This is a genomic window from Streptomyces sp. P5F9 (assembly GCF_057961495.1).
The window spans coordinates 1-13,885 of record NZ_JBXVPZ010000064.1 but is presented as its reverse complement, the minus strand read 5'-3'; the positions used below and the strand labels follow the sequence as shown (position 1 = coordinate 13,885).

General features: G+C 68.8%; 12 protein-coding genes. 6 read left to right on the top strand and 6 right to left on the bottom strand.

Going from position 1 to position 13,885, the window contains the following annotated elements:
* The 5 genes from AC31A1_RS13790 (at position 1) to AC31A1_RS13770 (ending at position 5,536) form a co-directional block, all read left to right on the top strand.
* Positions 1–942: an ABC transporter permease gene (locus tag AC31A1_RS13790; RefSeq protein ID WP_489653571.1), complete on the top strand. Its 942-nt coding sequence runs from the start codon at positions 1–3 to the stop codon at positions 940–942.
* Positions 939–2,675 carry a dipeptide/oligopeptide/nickel ABC transporter permease/ATP-binding protein gene (locus AC31A1_RS13785; protein WP_489653570.1) on the top strand — a complete coding sequence of 579 codons (1,737 nt, stop codon included), beginning with the start codon at positions 939–941 and terminating at the stop codon, positions 2,673–2,675. The genes AC31A1_RS13790 and AC31A1_RS13785 overlap by 4 nt, the downstream gene beginning before the upstream one ends.
* Positions 2,672–3,673, top strand: a complete 1,002-nt coding sequence (locus tag AC31A1_RS13780; RefSeq protein ID WP_489653569.1) for an ABC transporter ATP-binding protein — start codon at positions 2,672–2,674, stop codon at positions 3,671–3,673. The genes AC31A1_RS13785 and AC31A1_RS13780 overlap by 4 nt, the downstream gene beginning before the upstream one ends.
* Before the next feature lie 241 nt (positions 3,674–3,914).
* Positions 3,915–4,079: a hypothetical protein gene (locus AC31A1_RS13775; RefSeq protein ID WP_489653568.1), complete on the top strand. Its 165-nt coding sequence runs from the start codon at positions 3,915–3,917 to the stop codon at positions 4,077–4,079.
* Positions 4,076–5,536, top strand: a complete 1,461-nt coding sequence (locus AC31A1_RS13770; RefSeq protein WP_489653567.1) for an FAD-dependent oxidoreductase — start codon at positions 4,076–4,078, stop codon at positions 5,534–5,536. The genes AC31A1_RS13775 and AC31A1_RS13770 overlap by 4 nt, the downstream gene beginning before the upstream one ends.
* 1,165 nt (positions 5,537–6,701) lie before the next feature.
* Here AC31A1_RS13770 and AC31A1_RS13765 read toward each other — a convergent pair.
* Positions 6,702–7,757 (bottom strand): aldo/keto reductase, encoded by a 1,056-nt coding sequence (locus AC31A1_RS13765; protein ID WP_489653566.1) that lies wholly within the window; start codon positions 7,755–7,757, stop codon positions 6,702–6,704.
* Between the two features lie 101 nt (positions 7,758–7,858).
* Between AC31A1_RS13765 and AC31A1_RS13760 the strand changes: the two genes are divergently transcribed.
* Positions 7,859–8,470: a TetR/AcrR family transcriptional regulator gene (locus AC31A1_RS13760; protein ID WP_489653565.1), complete on the top strand. Its 612-nt coding sequence runs from the start codon at positions 7,859–7,861 to the stop codon at positions 8,468–8,470.
* Positions 8,471–8,795: 325 nt separating this feature from the next.
* On the opposite strand, the gene AC31A1_RS13755 is transcribed toward AC31A1_RS13760, so the two are convergent.
* From AC31A1_RS13755 to AC31A1_RS13735, 5 genes are all read right to left on the bottom strand, one after another.
* Positions 8,796–9,335, bottom strand: coding sequence for a YbhB/YbcL family Raf kinase inhibitor-like protein (locus AC31A1_RS13755; RefSeq protein ID WP_489653564.1), 540 nt, complete (start codon positions 9,333–9,335; stop codon positions 8,796–8,798).
* Between the two features lie 79 nt (positions 9,336–9,414).
* A complete protein-coding gene (locus AC31A1_RS13750) occupies positions 9,415–10,425 on the bottom strand; it encodes a carbon-nitrogen hydrolase family protein (RefSeq protein ID WP_489653563.1) in 1,011 nt (336 codons plus the stop codon).
* 88 nt (positions 10,426–10,513) lie between these two features.
* Positions 10,514–11,581 (bottom strand): enolase C-terminal domain-like protein, encoded by a 1,068-nt coding sequence (locus AC31A1_RS13745; RefSeq protein WP_489653562.1) that lies wholly within the window; start codon positions 11,579–11,581, stop codon positions 10,514–10,516.
* An 11-nt stretch (positions 11,582–11,592) separates the two neighbouring features.
* A complete protein-coding gene (gene iaaH, locus AC31A1_RS13740; RefSeq protein ID WP_489653561.1) occupies positions 11,593–13,023 on the bottom strand; it encodes an indoleacetamide hydrolase in 1,431 nt (476 codons plus the stop codon).
* A 19-nt stretch (positions 13,024–13,042) separates the two neighbouring features.
* The gene (locus tag AC31A1_RS13735) at positions 13,043–13,849 is read right to left on the bottom strand and encodes a class II aldolase/adducin family protein (RefSeq protein WP_489653560.1); all 807 of its coding nucleotides are present in this window, start codon (positions 13,847–13,849) and stop codon (positions 13,043–13,045) included.
* Between the last annotated feature and the right edge of the window lie 36 nt (positions 13,850–13,885).

Here is a 13,885-nt window from a genome sequence, read left to right as displayed (position 1 = left end):
ATGCTCCGACTGTGCTTGCGCCGGCTGGCGACTGTGGTGCCCATCATGGCGATCGTCGCCACGTTGACGTTTCTCCTGGTCCAGCTTGTTCCCGGGGACCCGGCGTCGTTTCTGCTCGGTACCGGGGCCACGACGGACCAGATAGCCCGCCTCCGATCCTCTCTGGGACTGGACCGGCCTGCACTCGTCCAGTACGGCGACTGGATCGGCGGCCTGTTCCACGGCGACCTGGGGGTGTCGCTGGTGTCGAACCAGAAGGTGGCCGACGCCCTGGGCAGCGCGCTGCCGGTCACGGTCTCGGTCGCCGTGCTCGCCACGGTGTTCACCCTCCTGGTCGGCGTCACCCTCGGGACGGTCGCGGCCGTGCGGGGTGGCGCGGTGGACCGTGCGGTCATGTGGGGGGCCAGCATCGGCATGGCGGTTCCGAGCTTCTGGCTCGCGGGCCTGCTCGTGTTCCTCTTCGCCATCCGGCTTCCGGCGTTCCCGGCTACCGGGTACGTGGCCTTCACCGCCTCACCGGGGGAATGGCTGTCGCATCTGATCCTGCCGATGGTCTCCGTAGGGCTGGCGGGGGTGGGACCGGTGGCGTTCCAGACGCGCGTGGGCGTTGTCGAGCAGCTCTCGCGCGACTACGTCCGTACGCTTGCGGCCAATGGGCTGTCCCGCCGACGGATTGTGTTCAGGCACGTGCTGCGCAACGCCAGCGGCCCGGTGGTGACCGTGGCCAGCCTCGGATTCGTGTTCGCCCTCGGCGGGGTCATGGTGATCGAGGCGATCTTCAACCTGCCCGGCGTGGGCACACTGATGCTCAGCGCGATCCGCCAACATGATCTTCCGATCGTGCAGGGCGCAGTGCTGGCGTTCAGCCTCATCATCGTCGCCGTCAACCTGCTGACCGATGTGGTAGCCGCGGCCCTCAACCCAAGGATCCGGTTCTCATGACCCCGTCCATCACAGCCCTGCGCAGGGCACTCGCCCGCCCGGCGGTCTGGGTGAGCCTCATCTGGCTGATCGGGATCAGCGTGGCGTGCGCAATGGCGTCGGTACTCGCGCCCATCGACCCACTGGACCAGGACCTGACCAGTGCCTTCAGCGGGCCCGGCGCGCACCACTGGCTGGGCTCCGACGAGCTCGGCCGCGACGTCTTCTCGCGGCTGCTGCACGGTGGAGGCGGACTGTTGCTGACCGCGCTCATCCCGGTAGGGGTCTCCTTGCTGCTCGCCGTACCCGGCGGGCTGCTCGCGGGCTACCTGTCGGGGCGGGTCGACGCCGCCGCCACCTTCGTGGTCGACATCCTGTTCGCGCTGCCGGGACTTGTGGTGGTGCTGGCCATCGCCGCGGTGACCGACAACAACCTGATCGTGATGGCCATCGCATTTGGTGTGTTGACCAGCGGCGCTCTCTTCCGGGTCGTGCGGACCTCGACGGCCGCCGCACGCGACCTGCCCTACGTCGACGCCGCGCTGGTCTCCCGACTGTCGCGCCTGCGGATCCTGGCCCGGCACATCCTGCCCAACGTCACCGGTCCCCTCATCGCGCAGGCGGTCGTGCAGTACAGCGGCACGTTCCTGTTTCTGACCTCCCTGTCCTTCCTCGGCCTCGGCTTCTCGCCCGAGACCCCGAGCTGGGGGCAGATGACCCTGGACGCCGCAAACAACCTCGATCAGCACCCGTGGCTGATGGTGCCGGTCGGCTTCGCCCTCACCGCGACCGTGCTGGCCCTCAACCTCGTCGGCAACTCCCTGCTGCAGGCGGTGAGCGGGCACCGGCGGCCCTCGCAACTGCCCGACCCGCGACGGCCGGTGCCGGACGGGCCCGCGGACGGAGTGGCCCCGCCCGGGCCGGCGCCAGCGTCGGACGCGGTGCTGACGGTCGATCGGCTTCACGTGTCCTACCCGGGTCAGGACGGCAGCGACCGAGCCGTGGTCCGCGACGTCGGCTTCCATCTGCGCCGCGGAGAGGTGTTCGGCCTGGTCGGCGAGTCCGGATCCGGCAAGACGACGACTGCGCTGTCCATCCTCGGGCTGGTGCCGCAGCCCGGGCGGGTCACCTCCGGCCGCGTGCTGCTCCACGGCGAGGACCTGCTCCGCCTGGACGAAGCGCAACTGCGCAAGATCCGCGGGTCTCGGATCGGTCTTGTCGCCCAGGAGCCGATGGCGGCGCTCGACCCGTCCTTCACCGTCGGCTCGCAACTGGACGAGATGATCTGCCTGCATCGGCGCGTCCGTCGGCGGGAGGCCCGGCGGATCGCACTGAGTCTGCTGACCCGCGTCGGCATGCCCGATCCTGTCGCGGTCGCCCGCCGCTATCCACACCAGCTCTCCGGGGGCATCGCACAGCGGGTGGCGATCGCGCTCGCCCTCAGTGGCGAGCCCGACGTGATGGTCGCCGACGAACCCACCGCGGCACTCGACGTCACCGTCCAGGCAGAAATCATCGATCTCCTCCTGCACCTGCGGGAAGAGTCCTCACTGACGCTTCTGCTGGTCACACACGACCTGGGCGTGGTCGCCGACATCTGCGACCGGGTCGCGGTCATGTCGGACGGACGTCTGATCGAGGAGGGCACCACGGAGGCGGTGCTCCTTTCGCCCGCCCAGGAATACACCCGCACGCTGGTCGCGGCGACACCCCGGCTTCCGGTCGACGCGGGCCAGGAAAGGAGCGGGGAATGAGTACACCCCTGCTGGATGTCAAGGATCTCGGTGTGGAGTACAGGAGCGGATGGCGCTCCAGTCCCACCAAGGCGGTCGAGGACGTGAGCCTCACGGTCGGCCACGGGGAAATCGTGGGCCTGGTGGGCGAGTCGGGCTCGGGCAAGTCGACGGTGGGCAGGGCGATCCTCGGCCTGACGGCCCCGGCACGGGGCACCATCCACCTGGGCGGCCAGGACATCACCCACCAGCACGCCGCCGAACGGCGGGATCTGTCCACCGGGCTCCAAGTCGTCTTCCAGGATCCCTACGCCTCGCTCAATCCGGCACGCACCATCGGCAGGACGCTGAGTGAACCCCTCGAAGTCCACGGCAAGCTCAGCGCCGCGGACGCCCGAACGCGGATCGGGGAGTTGCTGACCCGGGTCGGCCTGCCCGCCGACGCGATCGACCGCTACCCGAGCGCGTTCTCCGGAGGCCAGCGTCAGCGCATCGCCATCGCCAGGGCGATCTCCACCGATCCCGCGCTCGTCATCTGCGACGAACCGACCAGCGCCCTCGATGTGATCACCCAGGCGCGGATGCTCGACCTGATGAGCGACCTCAGCCGCGAACGGGGGACGGCGATGTTGTTCATCGCGCACAACCTCGCGGTGGTCGCGGCCATCGCCCAACGAGTGGTCGTGCTCTACCGCGGGCGCGTCATGGAGAGCGGAACCACGCAGGACGTCCTGTGCCGGCCGCTGCACCCCTACACCCAGGCGTTGATCGCCAGCTCTCCCGTGGCCGACCCGCTCCGCCAGCGCAAACGGCGGGCAGCCCGGCAGCAGGCCGATCCGGTCGCCGGCGGCGAGGGGACAGGAACCGCACCACAGGGCTGTCCCTTCGCACCGCGCTGCCCGCACGCCACGTCGACGTGCCGGATCCAGCGGCCGGCCGTCACCGTCGTCGACGGCCGGTCGGTCGCCTGCCACCTCTTCACCGCCGACACCCCCACACCTGAGGGAGCAACCGCATGAGCAATATGCCCCTCGAACGCGCCGTCCAGCGGTTGGAGGGCGTTCGTGCCATCACCCAACCGATGAGCCGCCGGACCTACCAGCGTTCCGCGGGCGCGCCCGCCCGTGAGATCGAGGAGTGCCGGGCGCAGGAGACGCCGGGTGTGTCACCTTCGAGGCCGAGGACCGGGGTGGCGAGTCGTCGATCAATCGTCCGGACCGTTTCCCGAAGTTCGGCGGGACAGTGCCGGATGCACACCGTGTGGATCGCGAGGTGACCTTCAACCCGCCATACGCGGTGAACATGGCGCCCGCACCGCAACCCGAACAAGTGGATGGGTACGACAGCGTCGGCGAGACGACGACCTCCACCGACAAGCCCGCGCGCGTGGAGCGCGTGATCAACAACGAGAGCGAGGACCAGTGAGCGAGCTCAGCGGCGAACTGACGGCGGACCTGGTGGTGATCGGGGCCGGTGGTGCCGGCCTGCCGGCAGCGATCACCGCACAGGAACATGGACTGGACCGGGTCGTGGTGCTGGAAAAGCGCTCGCTCGTGGGCGGCAACGCCGGTATGTCCGGCGGCTTCCTGTTCGCGGTGCAGAGCAGGTCCCAGCGTGAGGCAGGCCTAGGGAACTCGCCCGACGCTGTCTTCCGGGACACGATGGCGTACAACCATTACGACGGCGTGGATCCCAGGCTTGTCCGGCTGTGGGTGGACGAGGCCGACGAGACGGTGCAGTGGCTGGAGGATCGCGGTATCGGCTACCGGCCCATGACGGGCAGGGATCTGGGTGTGGAGCCCAGCGGGTGGGCCAACCCCCCGGGAAGCTTCCAGCGGGCGATGGAGGTACTCAAAGAGCGCTTCACCGCCAATGGCGGCCAGATTTTCACCAGGGCCGCAGCGGCCGGGATCATCGGCTCGCCGGAGACCGGGGTGAGCGCGGTGGTGGCCGACACCAAGGACGGCAGGATCACGATCGAGACCTCGCGGGTCGTGCTCGCCACCGGGGGGTTCACCGGAAACGTCGACCTGCTGCACGAGAAGTTCCCGGGCATCTACGACGAGGACGTCTACTGGACCGACAGCAAGCGGCTGGCCGGTGACGGAATTGCCCTCGCCGGCGCGGTCGGGGCCGACACTGGCGGCCGTTCGTTCCTCATCAAGGAGAACTGCTACAGCTTCAAGACCAAGAAGAACAAGCCGAACCGCGCGGGTATGGAACCTCGTTGCCTGTGGGTGAATGCACGCGGCGAACGGTTCCTGGACGAATCGCTCGGCATGGTCAACGCCACCACCAACGCGCTGATCGTCCAGCCCGGCATGGCCGGGTTCGCACTGTTCGACGACGCCTTGGTGCAGCATGTCATCGAACAGCCGGACCCTTTGGCCGGTGAGGTGCGTCCCGGCGAGGATGATCCGGGCGCCTGGATAACCGGGGGCTACCGCAACACGTTGCGTGACACTCTGGCTGATCCGGCAAACAAGGAGTGGTGTGTCTCGGCCAATGACTGGTCGGAGATCGCACGCTGGATCGGTGCCGACCCGGAGGCGCTTGCCGCCACCGTGCAGGAATACAACGGTTTCTGCGAGGCCGGGCGTGACGCGCTGTGGGCAAAGGACCCCGAGCACCTGGTCCCGCTGCTCAAGCCGCCGTTCTACGCACTGCGGTTCCGGCCGCTGATGATCGACACCGCCGGGCCGCTGCGGATCGACCAGCGCCTGCGGGTGCTCGACGAGCAGTCTCGGCCCATCCCCGGACTGTTCGGGGCCGGCTCGGTCGTCGGCGGCTGGGTCGGTTTTGACGAGCACCGGTTCGGCACTCCGCTGTCCTGGGCGATCAGTTCGGGTCGTATCGCCGGGATCAGCGCTGCCGCAGGGTGACGGGGAGGGCCTGTCCCGCGCACCCCTTGTTCTAGGTCCGGTTTGAGTTCGTGGCTTCCAGGGGCGGCAGGACTTCTCGCCCCTGGCGTTGATCCGTCTCCCCCAGTTCCAATTATTGGCAGATCCGACCGCTCCGGCGGGTGGGGGAGAGGGCCCGAACCGCAAGTGAGCAGAAGCCTCTTGCTCCGCGTTGCAGCGTGAGTCTGACCTGGGGCGCGTGAATGCGCAGTCCGTCGGATGGGCAGTCGTCCTGCTGCGTCTGGCGGGCTGGCAGGAGGTCGATCCCGGGGATGCTCTTGATCGCCTCGGCGAGTTCGTGCCCGCGAAGGTCTGCTTTCGACGAGCCTACCGACTTCGGCGACGTTCTCGTTGAGGTTCATCACGGCAGGTGGCTTGTGCTGGGTTCCTCTTTCGCTGGGTACATGCCTTGGTGGCGGGGTGGCTGACGGTGCTCGATGGCGGGCGCTGGACGGTGGTACGGGCACGGCCGGGACGAGGACGAGCGGTCCGTCGTTCGCAGGTTGTCGTGGGCACAAAAGGCGCCGCCGAATGAGGTGATGGGGGCGCGGACGACCGAGCTGAGCTGGTCGGAGCTGCGGGTACTGGCGATCGCTGTGAAGCTGGGCTGCAGCCAAAAAACCGTCCGGTGCTGGCTGCACCGCAGCAACAGCTCGCGCCTGCAGGGCTGGATAGCCTGGGCGAGCAGGGCCGCAAGCGACGGATCGCCGAGGAGGAACAGTCGAAGATCACCACTCTGGTCAAGACAGTGTCGCCGGGGTGCCTGTAGTGGGAGCCCGTCGGGGAGCTGTGGGTTCGACGAATCTGGGCAACCGGAGTGGACCCTGGATCCTTTGGCCGCAGAGGCGCAGGTCGAAGGACCCGGACTTTGTCTCAAAAGGAAACGGCTCATCAGCGTTTACACCCGGCTGCCCGTCAGCGCGACGGTGATCTGCGCCGATGAGCTGGGGCCGGTGATCCCGCGGCTCCTCCGCCCGGGTCTCCATGACCGCAGCCTCCCGCAATAGCGTCTATTAACAGCAGTTCCTGCAGCTGCCCGAGGACGCCAACCCGGATGAGGAGATCTGGATCGTCACAGACAACCCACCCGGGCCTGGCTCGAAGGCCCTCCCCGCATCCACCACACGACGGAACGCCCCCCGATGGTTCAGCGGCGGCGGTGGACTGCCTCAAGGGCCGGGTTCACGGCGTGGGCGTCGCCGGCCTTGATGGTGCGGCCGGGGGCGACGATCTCGTCTATCCGGTCGAGGACCTCGGCGGAGAGCACACGGTCTCCGGCGGGCAGCTGCGATTCGAGCTGCTCGATGGTGCGTGGGCCAACCAAGACGCTGGTGACGCCGGGGTGGCTGGTCACGAACGCGAGCGACATCTCGACCAGCGACATGCCGTGTTTCTCGGCGAGTGTGTAGAGCTTCTCCGCGGCCTCGCGCTTGAGGGTGTCGTCGCCGTCAAGGGTGATGGTGCTGCCAGCCCTGAGCTTGTCGCGGTACGACTGTTCCGCCTCGGTGCCGGGCTGGTACTTGCCCGACAGGAACCCACCCGACAGCGGACTCCAGGTCAACACGCCCATGCCGTGCTTCTGCGCGGTGGGCAGCACGTCGGCCTCGATGCCACGCGAAAGGATCGAGTACAGCGGCTGCTCGCTGACGAAACGCGCAAGCGAGCGCCGCTCGGACACCCACTGTGCCTCGACCATCTCCGCGGCTGAGAACGTCGACGAGCCGACGTAGAGAACCTTGCCGGCGCGCTGCAGGTCGGTCAGCGCCGACAGTGACTCCTCGATGTCCGTGGCCGGGTCGGGGCGGTGCATCTGGTAAAGGTCGATGTGGTCGGTGTCCAGACGGCGCAGGCTGTTCTCGACCGCTTTGATGATCCACCGGCGTGAGCCGCCCTGTTTGTTGATGCCGTCCAGCCCGGTCCTGTCGCCCGGGCTGGTGATATCGCCCAACGGAAGGCGGAACTTGGTGGCCAGCACCACGTCGTCGCGGTCGACCCCTTTGAGTGCCTTGCCGACAAGTTCCTCGGAGATGCCGCCGGAGTAGGCGTCGGCGGTGTCGACGACGTTGATGCCTGCGTCCAGGGCGCGGCGCACCATGGCTGTGGTTTCCGCCTCGGCCGTGTTCCCGAAGGGGCCGAAGTTCATCGTCCCGAGAGCGAGTGAACTGACCTGGACGCCGGTGCTGCCGAGAGTCCTGTACTGCATTGGGGCTGCCTTCGATCGAAGGGGGGCACAATCGCTTCTGACACTTAGACTCTACATGGGACTCAGTGTCAGATTGATTGGTGGTCCACTAGAATCACTCCATGAAGGCGATCCAGACGACCTCCAAGCCGTCGCTGCGCGAACGACAGCGTGCCGCCATCCGCGCCGAGATCACCGCTGCGGCAATGGAGTTGTTCCTGGCCGACGGATTTGAGGAGACCACCGCCGACCAGATCGCGGAGAAGGCAGGTGTCTCCCGCAGCAGTTTCTTCCGTCACTTCCCGACCAAGGAGGACGTGGTCCTCGGGAGTTTCACGGTCGCCGGTGAGCGTGTCCGTGACGCGCTCCGGGCCCGCCCTGCCCGGGAGCCGGCCTGGGAGGCCCTGGGTTACGCGGCCGCCCTCCTCCTGAGCGGATTTGTCGAGAACCCCGAACGCAGCCTGCGCGCCAACGCCATGCTCGCCAACACCCCCTCCCTGCGTGCACGCCGCATGGAGAAGCAGTTCCTCTGGCAGGAACTGCTTATCCCTGATGTCCGCGCCCGCCTCGGCCGCGGCGACGACACCACCCCCGACGCCCGTGCCCGCGCCCTCGTCACCGCCGTCCTCGGCTGCGCCGACGCCGCGATCCATGAATGGGTCCGAGCCGAGGGCAAGGTCGACATCCGGGGCCTGTACGCCGAAGCTCTCGCAACGGTTCATGCCGACGTGTAGCGAGCGTCCGGGTGGCTCCCTTGATGTTTCCAGGCACACGGTTGGCTAAGTTTCGCGATTATTCGTTCCAGTATTCCGACCCTTGTGTTCCGGGGCTGGAGGGCGTGGCGAGTGGTGTCCCCCGCCCAACTGGGTAAGACCACCTGAACAGAACAGGCCTGCCCGCTCCCGCGCAGTCCGCGGGGTAGCCGCCCGAACAGCCGCCTGCGGGACGGGTGCGGCTCGAGCACGAACACTCCTCGTTCTCCGGCGAAACCTTTCATCGCACAGGGGGGCCGGGCTCGATCAGCCTCTCGTCCCGGGCCACTGCGTGGCGGCCTGTAGGTCAGGCCGGAGTCTCGGCGGTGGCGGTCAGGATGGCACGGCCGAGGATGTGGCGGGCCATGGTGAAGCCGAGGAAGGCGGGGGTGCTGTCAGTCGGGATGCCGATCGTCTCGACGTCAAGGGCGTGCACCACGAAAACGTAGCGGTGCGGGCCGTGCCCGGCGGGCGGGGCCGCGCCGATAAAGCGGCCGATGCGGGCGTCGTTGGGCACCTGGAAGGCGCCCTTGGGCAGGCCGGAGCCGGTGTCGTCGCCGGCACCCTCGGGCAGCTCGTCGACGGTGGCGGGAAGGTCGGCCACGGCCCAGTGCCAGAACCCGGAGCCGGTCGGCGCGTCGGGGTCGTACATCGTCACGGCGTAGCTCTTGGTGCCCTCGGGGGCGCCGTTCCAGGACAGTTGCGGGGAGACGTCCTTGCCGCCCGGGATGCCGAAGAGACCGGACATCTGCTCGTCGGGGAGGGGGGCGCCGTCGGTGAGCGTGGTGCTGGTGACGGTGAAGGCCGCCGCCTCGGGGAGGCGGGCGAAGGGGTCGTTGGCGTTCATGGCGTCGTTCCTTTCACTGGGCGTTCGGATATCGGAAGGGGTAGGGCGGGACGGTCCGTCGAGTCCCGCCCTACAGGTCTCAGTCCAGCAGGGTGGTGTCCGGGGAGGGCTCCCTCTGCTCGGCGGCGTCGGCGGTCGGGTCGACGTACTGGACGCGCTCCCTCGGGCTGGGATCGAAGCTGAGGCTGAAGACGTCGGGGCGGGAGTAGTGGCCGGCGGGGTCGTAGGCGTTCTTGGCGATGGCGAGGAGGTCGAAGTCGAGGTCGGCGTAGAGGATGCCTTCCTCGGTCTCGGGCAGGGGCTTGGCGAGTTCGGTGCCCTCGGGGCCGTAGATGCGGGTGAATCCGCCGCCCTGGAGGAGGAGTTCCTTCTTGGCGTCGGTGTCGCAGAAGAGATCCTGGGCGGCCTGGCCGACCGTGGCGCAGGGGGCGAGGACGAAGGTCTGGCCCTCGACGGCGTAGACCAGGCTGACGGCGGTGTTGACCTCGGGGCCGAGTGCCGTCGCCTTGCCGCGGTAGACGGAGAAGCTGGGCCAGGAGGCGACGTGGATCTGTTCGCCCTTGCTGAACATCGTGTATTTGGTCAGCGGTTGTATGTGTTCGGCGCAGTTCAGTGCGCCCAGCCGGCCGAGTCTGGTGTCGTGGACCTGGATGTCGCTGCCGTCTCCTTCGCCGTAGACGGTGCGTTCTGCGTGCGTCGGCTTGAGCTTGCGGCGCACGGAGAGGATGTGGCCGGTGTCGTCGATGAGGGCCTGGGCCATGTAGAGGCTGCCGGTGATGGTGCGTTCGGCGAATCCGAGGACGACGAAGATGTGGTGTTCGGCGGCGGCTGCCGCGATGCGGGCCAGGTGGTCGCCGTCGCGGGTCATGGAGTTCTCCGCGTACCGGGGTACGTACTGCATTCCGGAGAGGGGGGAGTCGAGCCAGATCCACCATGGGTAGCCGGGGAGGAACACCTCGGGGAAGGCGACCAGTTCGGCGCCGCCGGCGGCGGCCTGGGTGATGAGGTCCACGGCCTGGGCGACTCCGGCGTCGAGGTCCAGCCACTTGGGTTCGGCCTGCACGGCCGCTACGCGCACTACGGAAGACACGTCTCGTACTCCATCTCAATTCGATCAGGTGTGCATGTGGGAGCGGTGTCCTCCAGTGCGGGTGGGTGACGATCCGTCTCAGGGAGTCTCAGCAGCTGAAGCGGGTGATGGCCTCCTCGTCCCAGGTGATCCCGAGGCCGGGGCCTCGCGCGGTGATCGTGCCGTCGACCGGCTGGACGGGCTCGGCCAGCAGAGGGCCGGCGAAGTCGAGGTGCTCCAGCCAGTGGGCCGTCGGCGTCACGGCCAGGGTGTGCGCACTCGCCTCCATGAAGAGGTGGCTGGACAGCGGGAGCGACGCGGCGTCGGCCTGGCCCATGGCCTGGAGCCAGCCGGTCACGCCGCCGATCTTCATGATGTCCAGCATGCAGAGATCACTGGCCCCGGCGGCGACCGCGTTGGCCATGCCGCGCGGGAACCACCAGTTCTCACCCGTCTGTACGGGGACGGGCGAGGCGCGGCGGACAGCGGCGTGGCCGTGCAGGTCGTCGGCGGGCACGGGCTCCTCCACCCAGGTGAGGTCGTACGCCGCGATTCGGTTGATCCGTCGCAGCGCCTCTGCGGGGGTGAGCGACTGGTTGTAGTCGACCATCAGCGCCACGTCGTGGCCGATGATCGCCCGGACCTCTCGTACGACTTTCACGTCGTCCTCGGCGGTCCGGCCGGCAAGCTTGATCTTGATGCCGCGGAAGCCGCGGGCGACCGCCTTCTCCAGGACCGGAGCGTCCTGGACCGGGTCGACGATGCCGTAACTGTCGTAGGCCTGAAGGGGTTTGGGCTCGCCGCCGAGCAGGCGCACGACGGGGAGCCCCGCCGCACGGCCGAGGGCGTCCCACAGGGCCATGTCGAGGCCGCCCACCACCATCCCCACGAGGCCCTGCCAGCCCAGGAGCTTGAAGCGCCGGTCGAAGTCGCGCATGCGCTCCGCTGGAGCGACGGACTTCCCGGCGAGCTCCGGCGAAATGTCAGTGAGCAGCCTGACCAGGGCACCCAGTGTCCGGTCCGTGTAGCCGAAGACGTACGAACGGCCGCGCACGCCCTCGTGGGTGTCGACGTCGATCAGGACGAGCGGCGCCGTGGGAACGTCGCCGACCGCCGTCCTGACCGGCCGGGACAGAGGGACGTCCACGGCACGTGCGCGGACCGACCGGATGCTCATGTGGATCGCGTTCAAGTCATTCCCCCACCACTGACATCGATCAGTCGCTCGACCAGCAACCCGGTGGCGAGCAGCGCACGATCGGATCCCGGTGGGCCGTCCAGTGCCAGCCCGACCGGCAGCCGGTCCGCGGCGGGGGTCATCGGCAGGGTGAGCCCGGGCAGGCCAGCGATGCTGCCAGGGGAGGTGTTGCGGGTGAAGACGGAGAACGTCGGCAGAGGGTGGCCGCCGAGATCGGCCAGGCCGGTCGGCTCGTGCAGGGGCGTGGCGCAACGGGGCGTGGTGGGAAAGACGAGGGCGTGGAGTTGGTGGCCGGCGAACAGGTCGCGGTAGGTGGCGCGCAGCCGGTCACGGCCGTCGCCCACCGCCGCCCAGTAGTGCGCGTCGGTGACCTGATGCGATGCGTCGTCGACGATGGAGTCCATGAACAGCCCGCGGACATCGGGGCTGGCGATGCGGTCGGCCAATTCGGCCAGCGTCAGCGCCGGGAGGTGGCGGGCGAGGTACTGCTTCAGCTCGCGGCGCGCCTCGTAGAGTGCGATCGGGTATCCGAGCCGGTCCTCTATCCCTTCGAAGTCGGGCGCCGACACGTCGACCACATCGATCCCGCCCGCCCGCAGCCGGTCGATCGCGCGCTCGAACGAGACAGCGGTCTCGGTGCCCAGCGGCTCGGTGAAGGCACCACGCGGGATGCCGAGCCGGATGCGCTCCGGCGCCGCGGCCTCGACCGTGTGGGCATCGGTGCTGGGTACCGCGTCGGCATCAGTGCTCAGCACTGCGTCGAGCAGTGCCAGGTCAGCCACGGTGTGCGCGATCGGTCCGACGGTGTCCCGGGTGGCCGACAACGGGGTCACCGACCCGCCCGGATAGCGGCCGGGCGTGGGGCGCAGCCCGCTGAGCCCGCACAGCGCGGCCGGGATCCGTACCGATCCGCCGGTGTCGGTGCCGAGGCCCGCTGGGACCCCGCAGGTGACGGCGACCGCGGTGCCGCCGCTGCTGCCTCCGGCGATACGGGTGGGGTCGTGGGCGTTGCGCACCGGGCCGGCGGCCGAGGAGGCGCTGGTGACCCCGTACGCCAGCTCGTGCATGTTCGTCTTGCCGAGGACGAACGCGCCCGCCGCCACCAGCCGCCGCACCACCGGCGCGTCCGCGTCGGGAACGAAGTCCTTCAGCGCGGGGGTGGCGGCGGTGTTGGGCAGGCCGGCGACGTGGATGTTGTCCTTGACCGCGAGCGGCACCCCGTGCAGCGGGCCGCGGGTAGGCGAGCGGTCGGCCTGCCGCGCCGCGCGCATGGCCCGCTCGTGATCCAGGGTGATGAACGCGCCGAGGTCCGCGCGCTCCTCGGCATCCGTCAGCAGCTGCTCCGTGAGGGCCTCGCTGGACAGCGCGCCGCTGCGCAGCGCGGCGGCAGTGGCGACGAGGCCGAACGGTCTGTCCTTCATATCTCTGCTCACCTTCACATCACTCCGCGTACGACGGGTCGGTGCGGTCGAGCAGTCGGCGCAGGGCGGCCCAGTCGCGGCCGTGGATGAAGGCCTCGTTGGACGTGTCGAACTGGCCGGCGGTGTGCTCGGCGATCTCCTCGTCGCACTCGATGACCGAGCCGCCTGCCTGCGCGGCGACCTGGATCTGGCAGGCGAGTTCGAGGTAGTAGAGGTCCTCGAAGGCCGAGCGGACGTCCTGGCCGGTGGTGAGCAGGCCGTGGTTGCGCAGGATCAGCGCCCGCTTGTCGCCGAGGTCGCCGACCAGCTTTCCCTGCATCGCCTCGTCCAGCACGATGCCGCCGAAGTCGTGGTAGGCCAGCCGGCCGTGGAAGCGCATGGCGTGCTGGCTGATGTCGAGCAGGCCGCGTGGCTGCGCAGCCACGGCGGAACCGGCCTTGCTGTGGGTGTGCAGCACACAGGCCACTTCGGGGCGGGCCCGGTGGACGGCGGAGTGGATGATGAAGCCGGCCGGATTGGCACCCGACTCAGGGCCGTCCAGAACGTTTCCCGCCAGGTCCACCGTGACCAGGTTCGACGCGCAGACCTCCTCGTAGAGCAGGCCGAACGCGTTGATCAGGAACCGGTCGTGACTGCCGGGCACCCGGGCGGAGATGTGGTTGTAGATCATGTCCGTCCAGCCGTACCGTGCGATCAGTCGGTAGCAGGCGGCCAGATCGACCCGTACGGCCCATTCCTCCGGGCTGACGCGTTCACGGACCGTAGGGTCGGGAAGCGCGATGCGATCCCAGGTGGGGCCGGTTGTCGGGTGGGGGCTTGTGATCATGGGCGATCCTTCCCGAGCGATCAGGGGGCCGGGGAG

Bases quoted from the DNA above. Each gene is read 5' to 3' on its own strand.
- AC31A1_RS13755 (WP_489653564.1), bottom strand. From the start codon at position 9,335: ATGAACGCCAACGACCCCTTCGCCCGCCTCCCCGAGGCGGCGGCCTTC.
- AC31A1_RS13780 (WP_489653569.1), top strand. From the start codon at position 2,672: ATGAGTACACCCCTGCTGGATGTCAAGGATCTCGGTGTGGAGTACAGG.
- iaaH (WP_489653561.1), bottom strand. From the start codon at position 13,023: ATGAAGGACAGACCGTTCGGCCTCGTCGCCACTGCCGCCGCGCTGCGC.
- AC31A1_RS13790 (WP_489653571.1), top strand. From the start codon at position 1: ATGCTCCGACTGTGCTTGCGCCGGCTGGCGACTGTGGTGCCCATCATG.
- AC31A1_RS13785 (WP_489653570.1), top strand. From the start codon at position 939: ATGACCCCGTCCATCACAGCCCTGCGCAGGGCACTCGCCCGCCCGGCG.
- AC31A1_RS13735 (WP_489653560.1), bottom strand. From the start codon at position 13,849: ATGATCACAAGCCCCCACCCGACAACCGGCCCCACCTGGGATCGCATC.
- AC31A1_RS13765 (WP_489653566.1), bottom strand. From the start codon at position 7,757: ATGCAGTACAGGACTCTCGGCAGCACCGGCGTCCAGGTCAGTTCACTC.
- AC31A1_RS13760 (WP_489653565.1), top strand. From the start codon at position 7,859: ATGAAGGCGATCCAGACGACCTCCAAGCCGTCGCTGCGCGAACGACAG.
- AC31A1_RS13745 (WP_489653562.1), bottom strand. From the start codon at position 11,581: ATGAGCATCCGGTCGGTCCGCGCACGTGCCGTGGACGTCCCTCTGTCC.